Here is an 18,031-nt window from a genome sequence, read left to right as displayed (position 1 = left end):
GTGATGACGATGTGATGTGGGATTCCTCTCAGGGGCGGGTTTATTTCCAAGGAATCCGCAATGTCCGGCGCCCGCTCCCTTCATTTCCTTTGATCATTCTGCGATTCAGTTTTATGGGACTTATGAATTCGTTCACCGAATGCTGGGGTTGATTTCTCCGTACGCTCACCGCGCCCGCAAGTCGATCATGGAGGGCCGGAGCCGTTCAGCCAGAACGCTCCGTACGCGGCCGATGCCACTGCGACACCGCCCACCACCAGCGCCGACCTGGATGTACGCAGCCGGGACAGGGCCAGGGCGAGGGGCAGCAGCAGCGGGAAGGCGGGCAGCAGCAGGCGCGGTTTCGAGCCGAAGTAGCTCGACGCGCACAGGGCGAGCGCGGTGACCACACCCGCGTAGACCAGCAGCGGGAGCGGTTGGCGCTGCCGTACGCAGACGACGTACAGCCAGACCACCAGTCCGACCCCGACGACGATCCCCGCGGCAGCGAGTGCCGACGGGAACGACGTGAGCTTTTCCCCGACGAAGCGGGCGAAGGCCAGGCCGCCGTCGAAGCCGTTGCGCCAGCCCGCCTGGACGTCCAGATAGCCCAGCGGGCCCCTGCCGGTGTGGTGGCCGACCCACAGGACGTAGCCGGCGGCGCCCAGCGGGGCCAGGAGCATGCCCAGGGCGCGTCGTACGCCCATGGGGGCGCTCAGTGCCTCCAGCGCGCCGCCGGATGGCCCGACGCGCTGCGTGGAACCGCCTCCGGGCGGCGCGGGAGCGCGTTCGCCGGCGCGCGCGTCCACCGCGCTCCGCTCTCGCACGAACGAGACCGTCCCGGCCGCCCACACGGCCGCGACGACGGCGAGCCCGACCGGGCGGGTCAGCCCCGCCAGCGCGGCCAGCGCGCCCGCCGTCAGCCAGCGGCCGGTCAGCACCGCGTACAGCGACCAGGCGGCCAGCGCCGTGAACAGTGACTCGCTGTACGCCATCGACTGCACGATCCCGACCGGCAGCACCGCCCACAGCAGCACCGCGCACACCCCGGCCCTGCGGCCGTACACATGGTCCGCGACCGCGAAGATCCCCCAGGCCGCCGCGAGCGAGGCGAGCAGGCCGACGACGAAACCGGCGTCGGCGTACGACAGCGGACTCACCGCGGCGAGGCCCCGTTCCAGCCAGGGCAGCAGCGGGAAGAAGGCCAGATTCGAGTGCACGTCGCCGTTCGGCAGGCGCACCTCGTAGCCGTAACCGAACTCGGCGACCCTCGTGTACCAGAGCGCGTCCCAGCGGGCCGTCAGCAGCGTGTACGCGCTCTTGCCGCGCGCGGCGCTCCACAGGGCCAGCACGAGCAGGCCCAGGGCGCGCACGGCCGCGTACCCGAGGAGGGCCGGGGCCGCACGGCGCAGGGCCCTCTCGGGCGGCGGCGCAACGCGTGTCACAAGGTCGGTCACGGGCTCGATTATCGACGGCCGACGGAACCGGGAGGCCGGGCGGGGCGTGGCTCAGGTGGAGGGGGAGTGGCGTACACCACACCGGTCCGGGCGAAGTCTGAGAGGTCCACCACGTGACCTTTACATGAACTCGCGTACGCTGACGTGTCACTCGCCTTTCGTTGCGCGGGCCGGAGACCACCGCTCCTCTCCGGCCGAGATCACGGGGAGTCCCCACCCCGTGTGCCCGCCGACCGCGAGGGAACATCTGGGAGGTACGTACATGTCCGGGACGACCACGGCCGCCGCTGCGTTGCGCCGCCGGGCGGCCGGGGCCGGTGCAAACCGCTGGGTCGTGCTCGTCGTCCTCTGCGTGAGTCTGCTGCTGGTCGCGGTCGACGCGACCGTGCTGCACGTGGCGGTCCCCGCCGTCACCGAGGACCTCAGGCCCGGCGCGATAGAACTGCTCTGGATCGTCGACGTCTACCCCCTCGTCTGCGCCTCGCTGCTGATCCTCTTCGGCACGCTCGGCGACCGGGTCGGCCGCAGAAGGATCCTGCTGCTCGGCTACGCCCTCTTCGGCCTCGCCTCCGGCCTCGCGGCCCTCGCCCACGACCCTCAGGTACTGATCCTCGCGCGGGCGCTGCTCGGCGTCGGCGGCGCGATGATCATGCCCGCGACGCTCTCGATCCTCCGCCAGGTCTTCCCCGACCGGCGGGAACGAGCCCTCGCGATCGGCGTCTGGAGCGCGGTCGCCGCGGTCGGCGCGGCGGTCGGCCCGCTGCTCGGCGGCTTTCTGCTGGAGCACTTCTGGTGGGGTTCGGTCTTCCTCGTCAACATCCCGCTGATGCTGGTCAGCCTGCCGGTCGGCCGACTGCTGCTGCCCGAGTCGCGAGGCGCCGGCGACGGCCCCTGGGACGTCGTCGGCGCACTGACGGCGGCCGCCGGGCTGTTCGGCGTGGTGCTGGGCGTCAAACGGCTGGGCGGCGGCGAGATGGGCCTCTTCACCGTGGTACCGCTCGTCGTGGGCGCCCTGCTGCTGGTCCTGTTCGTACGACGACAGCGGCGCCGTACGCATCCGCTGGTGGACCTCGGGATGTTCGCGCGGCCCGCCTTCAGCACCGCCGTGGGCTGCATCGTGCTGGCGATGCTCGCGCTGGTCGGGCTTGAGCTGATCGCGGCGCAGTACCTGCAACTGGTACTGGGGCTGTCGCCGCTGGAGACGGGGCTGCGACTGCTGCCGCTGACGTTCGCGGCGATGGCGGCGGGGCTGGCCGGCGCACGGATGCTGCGCCGCTTCGGCCCGCGCCGGATGGTGTCCTTCGGGTTCTGCCTCACCGCCGGGGCCGTGGTGCTGCTGACCGTGATGGGCGGGTCCGACAACGCGGGGCTGATGGTGGCCGCGTTCATGCTGCTGGGCTTCGGCCTGGAGACCACGCTCTTCGGGGCGTACGAGTCGATGCTGAGCGAGGCTCCGCCGGAGCAGGCCGGTGGGGCGGCGGCGGTCGGCGAGACCTCGTACCAGCTGGGGGCGGGGATCGGGATCGCGCTTCTCGGGAGCGTGATGAACGCGGCGTATGCGCCCGGACTGGCGTCCGTTCCGGGTGTTCCTTCGTCGGCCTCGGCCTCTGCGTCGCATTCGCTGGGCGAGGCGTATCAGGTCGCCGCTCAGTTGGGCGGGCCCGTCGGGGTGGCTCTGCGGCGGGCCGCGCGGGACTCCTTTGTGCATGGGCTGCATGTGACCCTGCTGGTCAGTGCGGGGTTGTTGCTGCTGGGTGCGGTGATGGCCTTGCGGTTGCCGCGGATCATGCAGTGTGGGGAGCCTGCGGTGCCTGTGGGGTTGCCGGCGCCTCGGGAAGTTGCCGACTCCAGGGTTTCGGCCTGATCGATTTGCGGCTCCGCCGCGGGGGTCGTTGGTTGTCTGCGGCGCCATCGTGGCTGGTCGCGCAGTTCCCCGCGCCCCTTAAACGCCGTTGTACTGGACGTGGAGGACACTGCACCGTAACGTCGGTCCAGAAGTCCTAACTAGCGGTGCTAGTTTTCAACGTGCCGGAGGGTCCTATGTCTGCGTCCTCGAAGCTGCCCCCCTTCGATCCCGCCGACCCGCTCGGCATCGACGACCTGCTCGAACCCGAGGACCTGGCCGTCCGTGACACCGTGCGCTCCTGGGCGGCCGACCGTGTGCTGCCCTACGTCGCCGACTGGTACGAGAAGGGGGAGCTGCCCGGTATCCGTGAGCTCGCGAAGGAGCTCGGGGGTATCGGAGCCCTCGGTATGTCGCTCAGCGGGTACGGGTGTGCGGGGGCCAGTGCTGTGCAGTACGGGCTGGCCTGTCTGGAGCTGGAGGCCGCCGACTCCGGGATCCGGTCGCTGGTCTCCGTGCAGGGGTCGCTCGCGATGTACGCCATCCACCGGTTCGGCAGCGAGGAGCAGAAGCAGCAGTGGCTGCCGCGCATGGCCGCCGGTGAGGCCATCGGGTGCTTCGGGCTGACCGAGCCCGACCACGGGTCCGACCCCGCCTCGATGCGCACGCACGCCAAGCGGGACGGCGGTGACTGGGTCCTCAACGGGCGGAAGATGTGGATCACCAACGGGTCCGTGGCGGCCGTCGCCGTGGTGTGGGCCCAGACGGAGGACGGGATCCGCGGGTTCGTCGTGCCCACCGACAGCGCCGGCTTCTCCGCCCCGGAGATCAAGCACAAGTGGTCCCTGCGGGCCAGTGTGACGAGTGAGCTCGTCCTCGACGACGTGCGGCTGCCGGCCGAAGCCGTACTGCCCGAGGTCGTCGGCCTCAAGGGGCCGCTCAGCTGTCTCTCGCACGCCCGCTACGGGATCGTGTGGGGGGCCATGGGTGCGGCCCGTTCCTGCTTCGAGGCCGCCGTCGACTACGCGAAGTCGCGGGAGCAGTTCGGGCGGCCCATCGGAGGATTCCAGCTCACCCAGGCCAAACTCGCCGACATGGCGGTCGAACTGCACAAGGGGATTCTGCTCGCCCATCATCTGGGGCGGCGCATGGATGCCGGTCGCCTGCGTCCCGAGCAGGTCAGCTTCGGCAAGCTCAACAACGTACGAGAGGCCATCGAGATCTGCCGTACGGCACGGACGATCCTCGGCGCCAACGGGATCTCGCTCGAATACCCCGTCATGCGGCACGCCACCAACCTCGAGTCGGTGCTGACGTACGAAGGCACCGTCGAGATGCACCAGCTCGTACTGGGCAAGGCGCTCACCGGGCTCGACGCCTTCCGGTGAACCCTGCGCGGGGGCAGGGCCGGTGAGCGGCCCTGCCTCAGCTCTGGTTGAAGAAACCGTCCGAACGGTGCGATGCCGGGTCCCCGCTGATGATTTCCGTGTCGGCGGGCGTGAGCAGGAAAACACGGTTGGAGACGCGGTCGATCGAACCCCGCAGGCCGAAGATGAGCCCGGCCGCGAAGTCGACGACGCGCTTGGCGTCGGACGCCTCCATGGCGGTGAGGTTCACGATGACCGGGACGCCCTCACGGAACAGCTCGCCGATGGCGCGGGCGTCCCGGAAGCTGTCCGGGGTCACCGTGCCGATACGGCGGCCCTTTTCCTCGGCGGTGTCCGAGGCCACCTTGACCCGCGGGTCGGTGACCCAGGCATCCCCGGGCTGCTCGGTCCCTTCGGAGTAGTCGTCGTCGTAGTAACGCTCGTCATCGTTGTCGTCAACGAGGCCAAGCCAGGCACTCGCCTTGCGTACCGATCCCATGGACGCCTCCTCTCACAGCGGTCCTTCTTGCTTTCCGCATCCCTATGGTCATCCATGATGCGGTTGGCGCGCCAAGTGGATAGACGCCGCGCGGGGGGTTTGTGACGGTACTGGTGCAGAGCGAATCCGTCGAGAGCCCGCGTTTCCCTAGGGTCGTGCTGTACACAGATGCTGACTGTGAGTGAAATATGATTCTTCACGGCGTACGGGTGACGGGCAGTGCGTACGGGTGAACGGAGTGGTCGATACGATGCGGCAGCTCAACGCCGTATCAGAAGCAGCGTGAGTACCTGAAGTCACACGAGCCACGGGGGGATCGTCGTGTTCGGAATCGTCAGGCCTTGTCGGCATCGGCTCGGTGAGAACCTCAAGTCCCAATGGGTTGCCCATTTGTGCGGACTGTGTCTCGCGCTGCGCAAGGATCACGGCCAGTTCGCGCGGATCGTGACCAACTACGACGGGCTGCTCATATCCGTTCTGACGGAGGCTCAGGCCGAGAAGGCCGCCGGAGGGCGGCGTACGGCGGGGCCTTGTCCGCTCCGCGGGATGCGTACCGCGTCCGTCGCACAGGGAGAAGGGGCGCGGCTCGCGGCCGCCGTGTCGCTGGTGCTCGCCTCGGCGAAGGTGCGGGACCACCTCGCGGACGGGGACGGGCTGCTGGCGCGCAAACCGGTGGCGCTCGCCGCCCGCCGGGTGGCCTCCAGTTGGGATGCCGCCGGAGCCCGTGGCGGATCCGCCGTCGGGTTCGACACCGCGGTGCTCGTGGACGCCGTGGACCGGCAGACCGGTGTCGAGGCCCTCGCGGGGCCCGGGACGCCGGTTCTGACGGTCACCGAACCGACCGAGACGGCGACCGCGGCGGCCTTCGCGCACACCGCGGTGCTGGCCGGACGGCCCGGCAACGCCGAGCCGCTCGCCGAGGCCGGGCGGCTGTTCGGACGGCTCGCCCATCTCCTGGACGCGGTGGAGGACAGGGAAACTGACGCCGTGTCGGGTGCCTGGAACCCGCTCACCGCCACCGGGACCCCGCTCGCCGAGGCCCGGCGGCTCGCCGACGACGCCGTGCACGGGATCCGGCTCGCGCTGCGTGAGGTCGACTTCTCCGACAGCAGGCTCGCCCACCGGCTGCTCGTGCACGAACTGCGCACCTCCGTCGACCGTGCCTTCGGTACGGCCTCCTGCGCGCACGGGGCGGCGCCTTCGCTGTCGGGGCCGTATGCCCCGCCCGGCGGCCCCGGTGGGCCGTTCCCGCCGCCGGAGCCGCCGCGGCGCGACCGGCGTGGGCTGCTGGCGGGCTGCGCGGTGTGGGCCGGGCTCGCCTGTACGTGCCAGATGTGCTGCGGCGAGTACGAGGACCCGTGGAGCCGTGAGCGCAAGGACGGCCTCTGCAAGGGCACCGACTGCGGCGACTGTTGCGATTGCTGTGACTGCGGCTGCGATTGCTGCGATTGCTGTGACGGGTGCGATTGTTGTGACTGCGGTTGCGACTGCTGATCCGGTATCGCGGGTGTCGTATACGGAATGCGCCGGGCGGCGCGGGCGCTCGGCCTGGGGGCCGAGGTGCCGGTGCTGGAGTGTGACGCTCGGGAGCGGGGTTCTGTGCGGGACGTTCTGGGGGCGTTGATGGAGCGGGTGATTGGGGTTCGGGCTGCGCCCAAGAGGCGGGTTGCGATGGTGCGTTAGCGGGTGCGGGTTGTGTGTGGCTGGTCGCGCCCACGCGGCGGAGCCGCAAATCGACACGGCCCCGCGCCCCTTCGGCGCGGGGAACTTGCCGTCAGTTTTTGAGTTCCGGCGGTGAGATCTGGGACTTGGTGATCGCCGAGCCCGTCGTGCCCCACTTCTTGAGGATCTTCTCGTACGTGCCGTCTGCTATCAGCTTGTTCACCGCTGACTGGAAGGCCGAGGCCAGTTTTGTGCCCTTCTTGAAGGCGAAGCCCACGTCCAGGCGGTGGTACTCGTTGAGGAACTTCACGCCCTGCTGCTGGGCCACCGCGTAGCGGAGACCGTTGATGGTGGACATCACCACGTCGCTGCGGCCCTGTTGGAGGGAGGACCAGATGGCGCCGGTCTCGTTGTAGGTCTGCACCTCGTACGGCTTCTTGCCCGCGGTCGTGCAGAGCTTCTTGTTCTCCTCCAGCGTCGCCTCGAAGGTCGTGCCCGCGCCGGTTGCGACGTTCAGGCCGCACAGCTGCTTCAGGTCCGTGACCTTGGAGAGCTTGCTGTCCTTGCGGGCGGCGAAGCCCTGGCCGTCGTTGATGTAGGTGACGAAGTCGATGGTCCTGCGGCGTTCGTCGGTGACGCCGAAGTTGCTCGCGCCGAAGTCGTACTTGCCGCTGTCGAGGGCCGGCAGGATTGCCTCGAAGCTCGCCTGTTCGGACTTGAGCCTGATGCCGAGCACGTTGGCGACCGCGTTCGCGAAGTCGACGTCCTGGCCGGTCAGGGTCTTGCCGTCGTCCAGGTAGGTGGTGCCGGGCGGGGTGCCGCCGACGCTGTACGCGACGGTGAGGCTGGTCGTGCCCGGCGGCAGGAGTTCGGCCGACGCCTCGTCCTTGTGGATGGCGGAGACCACGTCCGTCGTGGGGACCTTGTCGGCCTTCGACGAGGTGCCCACGGTGTCGGTCGAGCCGTCCGAACCGGAGCCGCAAGCGGTGAGCAGCAGAGTGGCCGACGCAATCAGGGCGAAAGGTGCGAAGTGGGTTCTGCGGGTACGCGTGAACATGCGCATCGGGTGCGGTCTCCTGGAAGCAGGAAGGAGTGAGAAGAGCGCGAGGGGAGGGGTGCGTGCGCGTGTGAAGGCAAAGCGGGAGAACGCTGAGAGCGCCCGGTCAGGGCGCGCAGTGGAGTCGGCTCAACAGGAACAGGACCACACTCGACCGAAGTCGATGTGGGAGCGCGTGACCAGCCACTGCTGTGGATGCATGAGGTAAGTGGAACAGGCATCCGGTTCTGCGTCAACTGACTTGAGATGTGCTGCTCACATGCCGGACAGCCTTGACAGTGAGGGGAAACGGCCCCGTACAGTCGTTGGACGGTCCTGCTGAGGGGCTCGGCCGTATGGCGACGTGTGCTGCAGCGCAGTGCACTGCGCTGCTGTGTGAAGGCATCCAACCCGTGTTCGACCTACGTCACGGAGAGCCTTCCCATGTCATCCGACACCCTCGCCAAGATTCCCGCCGCACCGGACATACCCGAGCACGCGGACTCGCTGCGGATCGTTCCGCAACGCCGGTTCGGTCAGTGGGCCGCCGCCGTCCTCGTCCTTGCGCTCCTCGGACTCGCGCTCAACTCCGTGCTGCGCAACAAGGCGTTCCAGTGGGACGTCGTCGCCGACTACTTCACCTCGGACTCGGTGCTGCGCGGGCTGTGGCTCACCCTGTGGCTGACCGCGGTCGTGATGGTGCTCGGCTTTGCGCTGGGCACGCTGCTCGCCGCGTTCCGGCTGTCGGCCAACCCCGTGCTGAGGACGGTGAGTTGGGGCTATGTCTGGCTCTTCCGGTCGATTCCGATCCTGGTGCAGCTGTTGTTGTGGTTCAACATCGGGGCGCTGTACCCGGAGCTGTTCGGGGTGAAGACCGTCAATCTCCTCGGCCCGGTCGAGGTCGCCGTCGTCGGGCTGACGCTGCACGAGGCCGCGTACGCCGCCGAGGTCGTGCGCGGCGGCATCCTGTCCGTCGACCGGGGCCAGATCGAGGCCGCGCAGGCGCTCGGACTGACCCGGTGGCGGCGCTGGTGGCGGATCGTTCTCCCGCAGGCGATGCGCTCCATCGTGCCGCCCGCCGGGAACATGCTGATCGGCACCCTCAAGGGCACCTCCATCGTCAGCGTCATCGCGGTCAACGACCTGCTCTTCTCGGCGCAGCTGATCTACCACCGCACCTACCAGGTCATTCCACTGCTGATGGTGGCCACCCTCTGGTACACCGTCGTCACCTCGGTGCTCGGCGTCGGCCAGTACTACGTGGAGAAGCACTACGCCCGCGGTTCGGAGCGCGCGCGATGAGGCCCTCACTGGTGATCGTCGGGGCCGGTCCGCGGGGGACCGGTCTCATCGAGCGGATCGCCGCCAACGCGCCCGAGCTGTACGCCGGTTCGGGCCTCGACATCCATCTCGTCGACCCCCACCCGCCGGGCGCCGGACGCATCTGGCGCGCCGCTCAGTCGCCCCTGCTGTGGATGAACTCCCACGCCGAGGACGTCACCATGTTCACCGACGAGACGGTGGCCATGGAGGGCCCGGTCCGGGAGGGGCCCACGCTGCACGAGTGGGCCGGCATCGACGGCCGTACCTTTGCCGACCGGCAGCTCCAGGGCGCCTATCTGCGCTGGGTGCATGAACAGGCCGTGGCCGACCTGCCCCCGGGCGTCACCGTCCACCATCATCCCCGGCGTGCCCTGCGGGTCAGCGGCCCGCGCGAGGGCCGTCAGCAGGTGTGGCTGGAGGGCTGCCCGCGCCCGCTCCCCGCCGACCTCGTCGTGCTCACGCTCGGCCATCTCGACGCCGAACTCGACGACCGACAAGTGGAGTTGGCCGAATACGCGCGTGCTCATGGGCTGCTCCACCTTCCGCCCGACTTCACCGCCGACAGCGACCTGTCCGCGCTGAAGGCCGGCGAGCCCGTTCTCGTGCGCGGGTTCGGGCTCGCCTTCGTCGACCTGATGGTGCTGCTGACCGAGGGGCGGGGCGGGCGGTACGAGGGCGACACCTATGTGCCGTCGGGGCAGGAGCCGGTGCTGTATGTCGGCTCGCGGCGCGGAGTGCCGTACCACTCGAAGATCGGCTACGACTGGAGCGGTGAACGGCCGCCGCTGCCACGGTTCTTCGGGCCGGCCGAGGTGGACGCGCTGCTTGCCCTGCCGGGCGGCTTCGACTTCCGGCGAGACGTGTGGCCGCTGGTGCAGAAGGAGTTGGGGTTCGCGCACTACCACCGGCTCTTCACCGTGCACCCGGAGCGGACCCTCATGTCCTGGGCCGTTTTCGAGGAGAAGTACGCGGCCGGCAACGGCGCGGACATCCAGGCCCTTGTGGCGTCCGCCGTGCCCGACCCCACCGACCGGCTCGACCTGGACGCGCTCGACCACCCGCTGGACGGCGTGCGGTACGGCTCCTTCGAGGAGTTCCAGGAGGGGCTGCGCGGTTATGTGGAGCGGGATCTGAGCAGACGTCACAATCCTTACCACAGCCCTGACTTGGCTGTTTTTCTCGGGCTGCTCTCCGTCTACGGTCAGCTGATCCGGCTCGGTGGTATCGGCCCCTGGTGGCACGGCTTCTTCAGCTATCTGGCCTCCGGACCGCCCGGGCCGCGGCTGCGGCAGATGCTGGCGCTCTCCCGTGCCGGTGTCCTGAAGTTCCTCGGTGCCGACATGACCGTCACCGCCGAGGACGGGGTGTTCCGGGCGTCGAGCGCCACCGTGCCCGGCTCCTTCGTCGAGGCACGGGCGCTGGTCGAGGCGCGGCTGCCCGAGCCCACCCTCGGACGGGCCCGCGACCCCCTGCTGCGCGAACTGCACGCCGACGGCGCCGTCGAGACCCCCGACGGGCTGCTCCGGGTGGACCCCGCCGACGGGCGGCTCCTCGACGGGACCGGGCGGCCGCATCCGCGGCGGTTCGCGCTGGGGCCCTACACCGACGGACGCACGCCCGGCGCCTTCACCCGGCCGCGCACCGGCGGCCCCGCCTTCCGGCAGAACGACGCCACGGCACGGGCGGCGCTGCGCTTCCTGCGCGAACTGGCCGGCGGCGCAGCCGCATGACCCGCCTCCCTCCCCCTCCCAAGGAAGTGCCCCGATGAGCGTCATGGTCGACATCAGGTCCGTCCACAAGAGCTTCGGCTCGCTCGAAGTCCTCAAGGGCATCGATCTGGAGGTACGCACCGGCGAGGTCACCGTCGTCCTGGGGCCGTCCGGGTCCGGCAAGTCGACGTTGCTGCGCACCATCAACCACCTGGAGAAGGTGGACCACGGCGCGATCAGCGTGGACGGCACGCTGGTCGGCTACCGGCGCTCCGGCGACAAGCTGCACGAACTGCCCGAGCGCGAGGTGCTCAAGCAGCGGACAAAGATCGGGTTCGTCTTCCAGAACTTCAACCTGTTCCCGCACCTCACCGTGGTGGACAACATCATCGAGGCGCCCGTGTCCGCGCTGAAACGGCCGCGCAGGGAGGCAGTCGAGAGCGCGCGCCGGCTGCTCGACCGGGTGGGTCTCGCGGACAAGGCCGACGCTTATCCTCGTCAGCTCTCCGGAGGGCAGCAGCAGAGGGTCGCCATCGCGCGGGCGCTCGCACTGGAGCCCAAGCTGCTGCTCTTCGACGAACCGACATCCGCGCTCGACCCCGAGCTGGTCGGTGAAGTCCTGGATGTCATCAGGGACTTGGCCCATCAGGGCACCACGATGATCGTCGTCACGCACGAGATCGGCTTCGCCCGCGAGGTCGCCGACACGGTGGTGTTCATGGCCGACGGAAAGATCGTCGAGCAGGGGCCGCCCGGCGACGTGCTGGACGCGCCCCGCCACGAGCGGACCCGGGCGTTTCTCTCCAAGGTTCTCTGAAAGGTTCCCCCACATGACCTCATCGAACGGCCGGGGGCTGTTGCACCTGGCCGCCGCCCTGGACCAGCCGGCGGTGTTCGACGCCCGCTCCCACATCGAACTGGCGCGGCTCGCCGAGCGCGGCGGCCTGGACTTCGTCACCCTGGACGACACCTTCGCCCGCCCCGGACCCGACGCGCTCGCCGTCCTGTCCCGTGTCGCCCCCGCCACCGCCCGGATCGGCCTGGTCCCCACCGTCACCACCACGCACACCGAGCCCTTCCATGTCCAGGCCGCCGTCGCCACCCTCGACTGGGTCAGCCGCGGCCGGGCCGGCTGGCGGATCGACGTGTCCACCACCGAGGGTGAGGCCCGCCTCTTCGGCCGCCGGCATGCCGTACCCGCCGACGAGTTGTGGCGCGAGGCCGGCGAAGTCGCCGACGTGGCCGCCAGGCTGTGGGACAGCTGGGAGGACGACGCCGAGATACGGGACCTGGCGACCGGCCGCTTCATCGACCGGGACAAGCTGCACCACGTCGACTTCACCGGTGCCGGCTTCTCGGTGAAGGGCCCCTCGATCGTGCCACGGCCCCCACAGGGCCACCCCGTCCGCGTGGTCGACGCCACCGAGGGGCACACCCGGCGCACCGCCGCCCGGTACGCCGACGTGGCCCTCGTGCGGGCCGCGAGTCCCGCGCAGGCCGCCGCCGCACGGGACCAACTCCGCGAGTCCGCCGCGGAGTTCGGACGCCATCCGGACACTCTCCGAGTCCTCGTGAGCCTCCTCGTCGATCTCGGCGACGGCGAGCACGCGGCCGAGCCGGGCCACGGCGGGGGCGGCCCCCGGCTGACCGTGCAGGGCCCGCTGTACCGGGGCGGCCCCGTGGACCTCGCCGAACTGATCGCCGGCTGGCACGCGGACGGCATCGTCGACGGCTTCCACCTCATACCCACCGAGCCACGCCGTGACCTGGAGCGGCTCGTCAACGGCACGGTGGCGCTGCTCCAGCACCGCGGCCTGTTCCGCACCTTCTACCCGGGCAGCACCCTCAGGGAGCACCTGGGGCTCGCCAGACCCGCCAACCGGTACGCCGGTACAGCAGTGACAGGGGAAGCGTCATGACCGTACGACGGCCTGCACGCAAGCCCGGCGGCCAGGGGCCGCTCAAGAAGCACTGCCATCTCGCCGCCCACTTCCCGGGCGTCAACAACACCACCGTATGGGCCGATCCGCGCTCGAAGTCACAGATCGACTTCTCGTCCTTCGAGCACCTCGCCCGCACCGCCGAACGCGGCCTGTTCGACTTCTTCTTCCTCGCCGAGGGGCTGCGGCTGCGCGAACACAAGGGCCGTATCCACGACCTGGACGTGGTGGGCAGGCCCGAGTCGCTCACCTTGCTGAACGCGCTGGCCGGCGTCACCGAACACCTCGGGCTCGCGGCCACCGTCAACGCGACCTTCAACGAGCCCTACGAACTCGCCCGCAGGCTGGCCACCTTGGACCACCTCAGCGGCGGCCGTGCGGCCTGGAACGTGGTGACCTCCTCCGACGCCTTCACCGGCGAGAACTTCCGGCGCGGCGGCTTCCTCGACCGTGCCGACCGGTACACGCGGGCTGCCGAATTCGTCCAGGTGGCAAGGAAGTTGTGGGACTCCTGGACCCCCGACGGCGTCCCCCGCCCGTTCGCCCACCGCGGGCAGCACTTCGACATCGCGGGCGAGTTCACCGTGCCGCGCCCACCGCAGGGGCACCCGGTCGTCATCCAGGCCGGGGACTCGGCCGAGGGAAGGGAGTTCGCCGCCTCCACGGCCGACGTCGTCTTCACCCGGCACGGCACGCTGGAAGCGGGGCGTTCCTTCTACGCCGATGTGAAGCGCCGCCTGGAGAAGTACGGCCGTAGCCCGGACGACCTGAAGATCATGCCCGGTGTCACCGTCGTCCTCGGCGACACCGCCGCCGAGGCCCAGGAGAAGGCCGCCGAGATCCGGCGACAGCAGGTGTCCCCGCAGAACGCGATCCTCGCCCTGGAGCAGATCTGGGGCGTCGACCTGTCGTCGTACGACCCCGACGGCCCGCTCCCCGAGATCGACCCGGTGGCGGACTCCGCGATCACCCAGGGACGGACCCGGCGCGGCGACAGCGTGGCGATCGCCGAGAAGTGGCGTGCCCTGTCCAAGGAGAAGGGGCTGTCCATCCGGCAGACCGTGATCGAGGCGGGCGGCCGGCAGTCGTTCATCGGCACGCCCGAGGCCGTCGCCGCCGAGCTCGACGAGTTCGTGCAGAAGGACGCCGCCGACGGCTTCATCCTGCAGCCGCTGATCACCCCGGTCGGACTCGACGAGTTCGTGGACGGTGTGGTGCCGCTGCTGCAGGAGCGCGGCGCGTTCCGCACGGAGTACCAGGGGGCGACGCTGCGCTCACATCTCGGCCTGCCCGACCCGATACCGGCCGACAGCGCCTGAACCGCCTGGGCACCCTCAGGGGGCAGGGCCATCCGGAGGGGCGACTTCCGGACATCCTCGGGTCGGCGAGGGACACGCGGTCCAGGCGGGAGTCCGTTCCACTTGGTCTGAACCAGGGCAGAGGTGGCCAAAATTCTTGGCTCGTCGGGGGCTTGGCGGCCGAAAGGCACCCTTGCGCCTACCGGCCGTTCGGCCGAATACTCCCCGCAAGCGCTTGTCAGGGGCACGGCGTGTCCGGAAACCGGACGAACGCGGCCCTGGCTGCGCCTCACGGGCCCCGACCCCACGCGGGCCCACCGACTTCCCCTTGGGAGGAACGAACGTGAGGATCAAGCGCACCACCCCCCGCAGCGGCATTGCGAGACGGACCCGGCTGATCGCCGTCACCACCGGACTCGTGGCCGCCGCAGCGATCGCGGTCCCCAGCGCGAACGCGTCCACCGCCACCCCCTTCAGCACGGCCCAGTTGAAGAGCGCCGACGCCTCGGTGCTCAAGGCGGACGTCCCGGGCACCGCCTGGGCCGTCGACAGCAAGACCAACCGTGTCGTCGTCACCGTCGACAGCACGGTCTCCAAGGCCGAGATCGCGAAGATCAAGCGGCAGGCCGGCAGCAACGCCGGTGCCCTCACCATCAAGCACACCTCCGGGCAGTTCAAGCCACTGATCAGCGGCGGCGACGCCATCTACGGCGGTCAGTACCGCTGCTCCCTCGGCTTCAACGTGCACAGCGGGAGCACCTACTACTTCCTGACCGCGGGCCACTGCGGTGAGGTCGCCTCCACCTGGTACTCCAACTCGGGTCACACCACGACCCTGGGGACCAACGTCGGCTACAGCTTCCCGACCAACGACTTCGCGCTGGTGCGCTACACCAACTCGTCGATCTCGCACCCGAGCACGGTCGGCAACCAGACCATCACCAGCGCGGCCACCCCGAGCGTCGGCACCACGGTCTACCGCCGCGGATCCACCACCGGCACGCACAGCGGCCGGGTCACCGCGCTGAACGCCACCGTCAACTACGGCAGCGGCGACGTCGTCTACGGCATGATCCAGACCACGGTCTGCGCTGAGGGCGGCGACAGCGGCGGCCCGCTGTACGGCGGCACCGTGGCGTACGGTCTGACCTCCGGCGGCAGCGGCAACTGCACCTCCGGCGGCACGACCTTCTTCCAGCCGGTCACCGAGGCCCTGAGCTACTACGGCGTGAGCATCGGCTGACCTCTCCTGCGAGTGGCCCCCGTACGCAACTGGCGTGCGGGGGCTCCCTCTTGTTCGGGTGACGGAGTTACCTTCGAAGTACAGATTTCGAAGTACAGATTTCGAGGTGCGGATTTCGAAGTACAGACTTCGAAATACAAATCAGGCTCAGTCCCCTGGGGGGCCGACATGGTCGAGGAGCTGGTGGCGGCGGGAGCGACCCTCGCGTCCGCCGGTGTGGTGTACGTGATGGCGGCGGCGCGGGTCGTCAAGCAGTACGAACGCGGTGTGGTGTTCCGGCTCGGCAGGCTCCGCGACGATGTGCGCGGGCCGGGGTTCACGATGATCGTGCCGTTCGTGGACCGGCTCCAGAAGGTCAATATGCAGGTCGTGACGATGCCGGTGCCCGCGCAGGAGGGCATCACCCGGGACAACGTCACGGTGCGGGTGGACGCCGTCGTCTACTTCAAGGTGACCGGGGCTGCCGAGGCGATCGTCCGGGTCGAGGACTACCGGTTCGCGGTCGCGCAGATGGCGCAGACCTCGCTCAGGTCCATCATCGGCAAGAGCGAACTTGATGATTTGCTGTCAAATCGGGAAAAACTCAACCAGGGGCTGGAGTTGATGATCGACAGCCCGGCCGTGGAGTGGGGCGTCACCATCGATCGCGTCGAGATCAAGGACGTGTCCCTGCCCGAGACCATGAAGCGCTCGATGGCCCGGCAGGCCGAGGCCGACCGGGAGCGCCGGGCCCGGGTCATCAACGCCGACGCCGAACTCCAGGCGTCGAAGAAGCTCGCCGAGGCCGCGCAGCAGATGGCGGACACCCCGGCAGCGCTGCAACTGCGGCTGCTGCAGACGGTGACGGCCGTCGCCGCCGAGAAGAACTCCACGCTCGTCCTGCCGTTCCCGGTGGAGCTGCTGCGGTTCCTGGAGAAGGCGCAGCAGGCGACCGGGGCGCCTCAGCAGGTCCCGCAGCAGCCGGTGCGGGAGCAGCAGCAACCGGTGCAGGAGCAACTGCCGCCTGCCGTACCACGCTTGGATCCCGGCCCCGAGGGGTCGAATTCAGGACAGGACTAGTCCTTACGCACTGCACACGGGCTACTCGCTCGTAGTGTTTGCAGAGCGAAGACGTGGGGTGACCGTGGACTGTCAAGAATGCGGGGGGCGCGCACACCGCGTTCTACGCGCGTCCTGAAGACGCCCTTGTGTGCTCCCTGTCGGCCTCGGGATAGTAGGCGCTGTTCAACGCCTTCCGGTTCGTGAGGTCCCCACAACCTCCCGGGCCGACCCCCCACAGGAGGACGTCAGTTGAAGCACCGACGCATACCCAAGCGGCGTGCAGCCGTGGTAGGTGCGGGTATAGCCGCACTGGTTGCCGCGGGAGTCACCTTCCAGACTGCGAACGCCAGCGAGCCCTCGAAGACCTCCGCGCCCGAGACCCTGTCGGCCGTGGCGGCCGGAAAGCTCGCCTCGACCCTCGGCAAGAACCTCGGCAGTGACGCGGCGGGAACGTATTACGACGCGAAGGCCAAGAGCCTCGTCGTGAACGTCCTCGACCAGGCCGCCGCCAGGACCGTCGAGGCGGCCGGCGCCAAGGCCAGACTCGTCGAGAACTCCCTCGCCGAACTCGACGCCGCCCGCACGACGCTGACCAAGGACGCCACCATCCCCGGCACCTCGTGGTCGACGGACCCGGTGAGCAACAAGGTCGTCGTCACCGCCGACAAGACCGTCTCCAAGGCCGAGTGGGCCAAGCTCTCGAAGGTCGTCGACGGGCTCGGCTCCAAGGCCGAACTCAAGCGCTCGAAGGGGGAGTTCAAGCCCTTCATCGCGGGCGGCGACGCCATCTCCGGCTCGGGCGGGCGCTGCTCGCTCGGCTTCAATGTGACCAAGGGCGGCGAGGCGTACTTCCTCACCGCGGGGCACTGCACCGACGCCATCAAGACCTGGTCGGACTCCAGCGGCAACCAGATCGGCGAGAACGCCGACTCCCAGTTCCCGGGCAATGACTTCGGCCTGGTCAAGTACACCGCCGATGTGGACCACCCGAGCGCGGTCGACCTCTACAACGGCTCCTCGCAGTCCGTCACCCACGCCGCCGAGGCCACGGTCGGCGAGAAGGTGACCCGCAGCGGCTCCACCACCCAGGTGCACACCGGCACGGTCACCGGCCTGAACGCCACCGTGAACTACTCGGAGGGCACGGTCAGCGGTCTCATCCAGACCGATGTCTGCGCCGAGCCCGGCGACAGCGGTGGCTCGCTCTTCGACGGCGACGCGGCGATCGGCCTCACCTCCGGCGGCAGCGGCGACTGCAGCTCCGGTGGCGAGACCTTCTTCCAGCCGGTCACCGAGGCTCTGTCGGCCGAGGGCGCCCAGATCGGCTGATCGTCGGCTCCGCCGGTTGCGTGAAGTTGCGTGAAGTCCCGCCCCTGCGCGCGAGGGGCGGGACTTTCGCGTGCGGCGTGCCAAGCGCTCCACGGGATGTGCGGTGAATTGGCTGCGGGTGCGTCGTGGCTGGTCGCTCCCCCACTCTCGAACTTCGCTCGAGGGGGGGACCCCCATCGCGGCGGAGCCGCACATCGGCTGTGACATCAGCCGCTGCCGCGGCGGGGCCCCGCGCCCCTTTGGGGCGCTGCCGTCGCAGAGACCGCGACGACAACCGCACCCCACCGGGAGGCCGCCGCCTCCAC

14 protein-coding genes are annotated in these 18,031 nt (G+C 69.5%); 11 read left to right on the top strand and 3 right to left on the bottom strand.

Features of this window, described 5'->3' with window-relative positions; all coding sequences use genetic code 11:
• Positions 1-185: 185 nt before the first annotated feature.
• Complete coding sequence (locus ACWDAG_RS45595) at positions 186-1,436, bottom strand: hypothetical protein (protein ID WP_450701485.1); 1,251 nt, start codon at positions 1,434-1,436, stop codon at positions 186-188.
• A 262-nt stretch (positions 1,437-1,698) separates the two neighbouring features.
• Here ACWDAG_RS45595 and ACWDAG_RS45590 point away from each other — a divergent pair, with 262 nt between their 5' ends.
• Both ACWDAG_RS45590 and ACWDAG_RS45585 read left to right on the top strand, forming a co-directional pair.
• A complete protein-coding gene (locus tag ACWDAG_RS45590) occupies positions 1,699-3,300 on the top strand; it encodes an MFS transporter (RefSeq protein ID WP_450701484.1) in 1,602 nt (533 codons plus the stop codon).
• Positions 3,301-3,476: 176 nt separating this feature from the next.
• Positions 3,477-4,667 carry an acyl-CoA dehydrogenase family protein gene (locus ACWDAG_RS45585; protein WP_450701483.1) on the top strand — a complete coding sequence of 397 codons (1,191 nt, stop codon included), beginning with the start codon at positions 3,477-3,479 and terminating at the stop codon, positions 4,665-4,667.
• 37 nt (positions 4,668-4,704) lie between these two features.
• Here ACWDAG_RS45585 and ACWDAG_RS45580 read toward each other — a convergent pair whose 3' ends face one another.
• Complete coding sequence (locus ACWDAG_RS45580) at positions 4,705-5,145, bottom strand: cell division protein SepF (RefSeq protein ID WP_365845346.1); 441 nt, start codon at positions 5,143-5,145, stop codon at positions 4,705-4,707.
• 321 nt (positions 5,146-5,466) lie between these two features.
• Between ACWDAG_RS45580 and ACWDAG_RS45575 the strand changes: the two genes are divergently transcribed.
• Positions 5,467-6,639, top strand: coding sequence for a DUF5685 family protein (locus ACWDAG_RS45575; protein WP_450701482.1), 1,173 nt, complete (start codon positions 5,467-5,469; stop codon positions 6,637-6,639).
• A 280-nt stretch (positions 6,640-6,919) separates the two neighbouring features.
• Here ACWDAG_RS45575 and ACWDAG_RS45570 read toward each other — a convergent pair whose 3' ends face one another.
• Positions 6,920-7,870: an ABC transporter substrate-binding protein gene (locus ACWDAG_RS45570; protein ID WP_450701481.1), complete on the bottom strand. Its 951-nt coding sequence runs from the start codon at positions 7,868-7,870 to the stop codon at positions 6,920-6,922.
• Between the two features lie 417 nt (positions 7,871-8,287).
• Here ACWDAG_RS45570 and ACWDAG_RS45565 point away from each other — a divergent pair, with 417 nt between their 5' ends.
• The 8 genes from ACWDAG_RS45565 (at position 8,288) to ACWDAG_RS45530 (ending at position 17,726) form a co-directional block, all read left to right on the top strand.
• Positions 8,288-9,145 carry an amino acid ABC transporter permease gene (locus ACWDAG_RS45565; RefSeq protein WP_450701480.1) on the top strand — a complete coding sequence of 286 codons (858 nt, stop codon included), beginning with the start codon at positions 8,288-8,290 and terminating at the stop codon, positions 9,143-9,145.
• Positions 9,142-10,896 carry an FAD/NAD(P)-binding protein gene (locus tag ACWDAG_RS45560; protein WP_450701479.1) on the top strand — a complete coding sequence of 585 codons (1,755 nt, stop codon included), beginning with the start codon at positions 9,142-9,144 and terminating at the stop codon, positions 10,894-10,896. The genes ACWDAG_RS45565 and ACWDAG_RS45560 overlap by 4 nt, the downstream gene beginning before the upstream one ends.
• 34 nt (positions 10,897-10,930) lie before the next feature.
• Positions 10,931-11,692: an amino acid ABC transporter ATP-binding protein gene (locus tag ACWDAG_RS45555; RefSeq protein ID WP_450701478.1), complete on the top strand. Its 762-nt coding sequence runs from the start codon at positions 10,931-10,933 to the stop codon at positions 11,690-11,692.
• Between the two features lie 13 nt (positions 11,693-11,705).
• A complete protein-coding gene (locus ACWDAG_RS45550; protein ID WP_450701477.1) occupies positions 11,706-12,794 on the top strand; it encodes an LLM class flavin-dependent oxidoreductase in 1,089 nt (362 codons plus the stop codon).
• Positions 12,791-14,134 (top strand): NtaA/DmoA family FMN-dependent monooxygenase, encoded by a 1,344-nt coding sequence (locus tag ACWDAG_RS45545; protein ID WP_450701476.1) that lies wholly within the window; start codon positions 12,791-12,793, stop codon positions 14,132-14,134. The genes ACWDAG_RS45550 and ACWDAG_RS45545 overlap by 4 nt, the downstream gene beginning before the upstream one ends.
• Positions 14,135-14,456: 322 nt before the next feature.
• Positions 14,457-15,356, top strand: coding sequence for a S1 family peptidase (locus tag ACWDAG_RS45540; protein WP_450701475.1), 900 nt, complete (start codon positions 14,457-14,459; stop codon positions 15,354-15,356).
• A gap of 168 nt (positions 15,357-15,524) precedes the next feature.
• Positions 15,525-16,415: a slipin family protein gene (locus ACWDAG_RS45535; RefSeq protein ID WP_450701474.1), complete on the top strand. Its 891-nt coding sequence runs from the start codon at positions 15,525-15,527 to the stop codon at positions 16,413-16,415.
• Positions 16,416-16,646: 231 nt separating this feature from the next.
• Positions 16,647-17,726: a S1 family peptidase gene (locus tag ACWDAG_RS45530; protein ID WP_450701473.1), complete on the top strand. Its 1,080-nt coding sequence runs from the start codon at positions 16,647-16,649 to the stop codon at positions 17,724-17,726.
• The last annotated feature ends 305 nt before the right edge of the window (positions 17,727-18,031 follow it).

Source organism: Streptomyces sp. NPDC001157 (assembly GCF_053598255.1).
Note: the sequence above shows the minus strand (reverse complement) of the source record. Positions and strands in the feature narration are given on the sequence as shown.